This is a genomic window from Okeania sp. SIO2F4, assembly GCF_010672385.1.
Taxonomy (GTDB): Bacteria; Cyanobacteriota; Cyanobacteriia; order Cyanobacteriales; family Microcoleaceae; genus Trichodesmium.
Genome location: NZ_JAAHGT010000993.1, coordinates 1 through 3,459, shown reverse-complemented (window position 1 = coordinate 3,459; position 3,459 = coordinate 1). Strand labels below are relative to the sequence as shown.

Here is a 3,459-nt window from a genome sequence, read left to right as displayed (position 1 = left end):
TCATACAATTCCAAGTCTATGAAACCAGAACTCTGGTAAACCTTGTGCAAAGCTTCCAAAGTCTTGCGATAGTAAGTTTTATCCAGTGCTTCCCGACGCTTGGCACGAAATTCAGGAGTCCACTGCTCCTTAGTTTTTTGCCGTCGCCACTCCAACAATTCTTCATCTTGCCATTGCTCTTTTGCTACTTCAGAAGCTGTCTCCCGTGCTTCTGGGTTGTTCGCAAAATAATCCCGTACTCGATCTGCTTGAGCTTGACAGTTAGCAGCTTTACTCCAATATTCCTGTTGTGCTTTCATTAACTGTTCGCGATTTTGTTCGCGATACTCTTCATTGCCATCATAAAACTCGCGCCATTTCTGAACCATAAAAGCTTTATACTCATCAACCTCCCACTGCGCTTTCGCTTGTTCCGATAAAATCTTTTGCGTCTCAGGTTCCTGCATTCGTTCCTTCATCTTCGCCCGAAATTCATCAGTTGTATGAGCTTGACGACTTTTTTCTTTAACATCAGGACGATGCAAAGTAAATTCAAGATGTGCCCTGTGTAATGCCAAGTGTTCCTCTGCTGGAAGTCGCTGAATATTAGTAGGATTATTATTCAGTTTATTAAAATCAACATGATGACGATGGTTGCCATCTGCTGAATTATATACCCCTGCGTTCAAATTATAAAAATCCGCCAACAAATGAGTATAAATCCAATTCTCTTTTTGAGGATTCCAAACCATTTCATAACCATCTAATCCCTGGCCACCTTTTGTCTTTTGAGATAACTTTCGATACAGAGGCATCAAAGCATCATTTGGTGTTAATAAAGCTGCTGGTTTATAACTACCATCTCTGAGCATAAAAGGATGATCTGGAGTACAAATTATAGTCTCATCATTATCCAAAGTTATCTTAATAACTGTGGCATTTTTCTTAGTCATTCTTGCATTAATTATCCGTTCAATTGCTACATATCCCTTCTCATTAATTGTGTAACAAAAATGTTCTTTACCCTCAGCTTGTTCAGCTACTATTTCTATAAAGCTAAGTCTACGTCCATCAGCTAAAATAACTTGTTGATGGCCATCGTTACAGCCCCCAGCACTATCTCCTTCCACAAGGTATAACTCTGATTCTTCCGGGTTTTTCGTACTGCAATCGGCTAGTTTTCCTGGTAATGGAGAAGATTCTAAAACTGATTTTCTCCTAACTAAATCCCTAGCTCGACGAGCTGCTTCTGCTGCTTTAAAAGCTTGAATAGCTTTCTCTAAAACTGCATCAGCAATCTGAGGATTAAAATCTAAATATTCAGTTAAAACTTCTCCAACTAAAGAATCAACAATACCCCTTACTTCAGTATTGCCTAATTTAGTCTTAGTTTGACCTTCAAACTCCGGTTCTGGAACCTTCACAGAAATAACTGCTGTCAAACCTTCCCGGACATTTTCACCACCTAAATTTGAATCACTATCTTTGAGTTTATTCCGCTTCCGGGCAATACCATTCATAGTTCTGGTTAAAACAGTTTTCAACCCCTCCAAATGAGTACCCCCATCAACAGTCCGAATATTGTTGGCAAAACCCAGAACATTATCACTAAAAGCATCCACACACCATTGCAAAGCTACTTCCACTTGCACATCATTCTTTTCCCCCTGCACAAAAATCACCTCTTCATGCAAAGGCTGTTTTTCCCGGTTCATGTAGGTGACATATTCCTTAATACCACCCTCATAACAATAAGACTCTACTCGCGGTTCATCACTTTTGAGTAACTCCAGGCGGCGATCTGTAATTGTAATCTTGACACCTGCATTCAAATATGCTAGCTCTCGCAGACGACCAACTATGGTATTGTAGTCAAATTCGATACCTGTAGTAAAAATTTCCTCATCTGGCAGAAACTGTACTGATGTACCTGTGCGCTTTTCTTTATTAGTTTTAGATTTTAAGTCCCCAGTAGGTTTGCCACGCTCATAACCCTGGATATGTGTCTTTTTATCCCGCCAGACCGTTACCTCTACCCACTGTGACAAGGCATTGACCACGGAAACCCCCACACCGTGTAATCCCCCAGAAACTTTATAGCCACCTCCACCAAATTTACCTCCAGCGTGGAGAACAGTCATAACCGTTTCCAAAGCAGACTTACCTGTTTTAGAATGGGTATCTACCGGAATACCCCGGCCATCGTCTGTGACTTTGACAGATCCATCTTCATTCAGGTCAACCTCGATGTGGCTGCAATAACCAGCTAGCGCCTCATCGATGGAGTTATCAACAACTTCGTAGATTAGATGATGTAGTCCACGAGGCCCTGTAGTCCCGATGTACATTCCCGGTCGCTTGCGTACCGCTTCGAGACCTTCCAGAACTTGTATTTGTTCAGCGCCGTAATTGTTGCTGGCCATAGCAATATATCTCCCAATAATGGCTTTAATACTAATTTTCGTCAAAAAATGAAATTTTTCTCCTAAATTATAACATAAAAGCCTTAAATGCGATTCTAGGGTATTTTTAGGAGGAATTTATTTAGGGTATGTAGATAGGAGTCAGGAGTCAGGAGTCAGGAGTCAGGAGTCAGGAGTCAGGAGTCAGGAGTTAAATTCTTGCTGTGACTAAACTTGAGAGGCATGAGAATTTATTTTAATTTTGACTTTTAACTTTTGACTTTTCTCTTGTGGGTGCTTCAATAATTAATAATTACCTTTCCTGAAAATGGATAGGATTGACCAAAATGATTTTTTTTCTTCTCAAGGGGAGATTGGATATGGCGCTTAGCGTTCCGCACAACTACGCACTTCGGCTGTCACCAATATGAAAAGCGGAGCAGCTTTGTAAGAGCGGGAGACCTCGCCATCCCATCCTAAGGTCATGCTCCGCTTTCCGACGGCTCTCTTGGTCGATTCGAGGCCAGCGTTTGCGCTTCGCAAAGCTTCGAAGTTCGCGTAGCGTCCCGGAGGGAACGGAAACCTCGCCATCCCATCCTGACGGACTGCTCCGCTTTCCGACCGCTTTTTCTCCACGGCGAGTGAGAGGCTTTAAACCTTAATTATTCGGTAAGTTCTGATATTATAGGTTGACTAATAATTTCTTTTAGTCTTAACTTTTAACTGATAACTTTTGATTTTTGACTTTTTACTTTTCTCTAATTACTATTTGTGGGCCAACTGCTACGGGTAAGTCTAGATTAGCCTTAGACTTAGCCCAGAGATTAAGTTCAGTAATTCTCAGTGCTGATTCCCGTCAAGTGTATAAATATTTTAACATTGGAACTGCAAAACCAACTATAACAGAACAAGAATTAGTACCTCATCATTTAATAGATATTTGTGAACCCACAGAGACTCTTACATTAGCAGAATATCAGGAACAGGCACAACGTCTAATTGTTAATTTTCCTACTGCTCAAACTGATTTTGCTCCACCAAGTTTATTAGTGGGGGGGACTGACTGTTAACTATTGCG

At 41.1% G+C, this 3,459-nt stretch carries 1 protein-coding gene and 1 pseudogene; one reads left to right on the top strand and one right to left on the bottom strand.

The window, feature by feature from the left end:
• Positions 1-2,402: ATP-binding protein (locus F6K22_RS36135; RefSeq protein ID WP_293109452.1), on the bottom strand; the 2,402-nt coding region annotated here is incomplete at its 3' end.
• A 719-nt stretch (positions 2,403-3,121) separates the two neighbouring features.
• On the opposite strand from F6K22_RS36135, the pseudogene F6K22_RS36130 reads away from it, so the two are divergent.
• Positions 3,122-3,442 (top strand): annotated as a pseudogene (locus F6K22_RS36130) (isopentenyl transferase family protein); the annotation flags it as partial.
• Positions 3,443-3,459 lie beyond the last annotated feature (17 nt).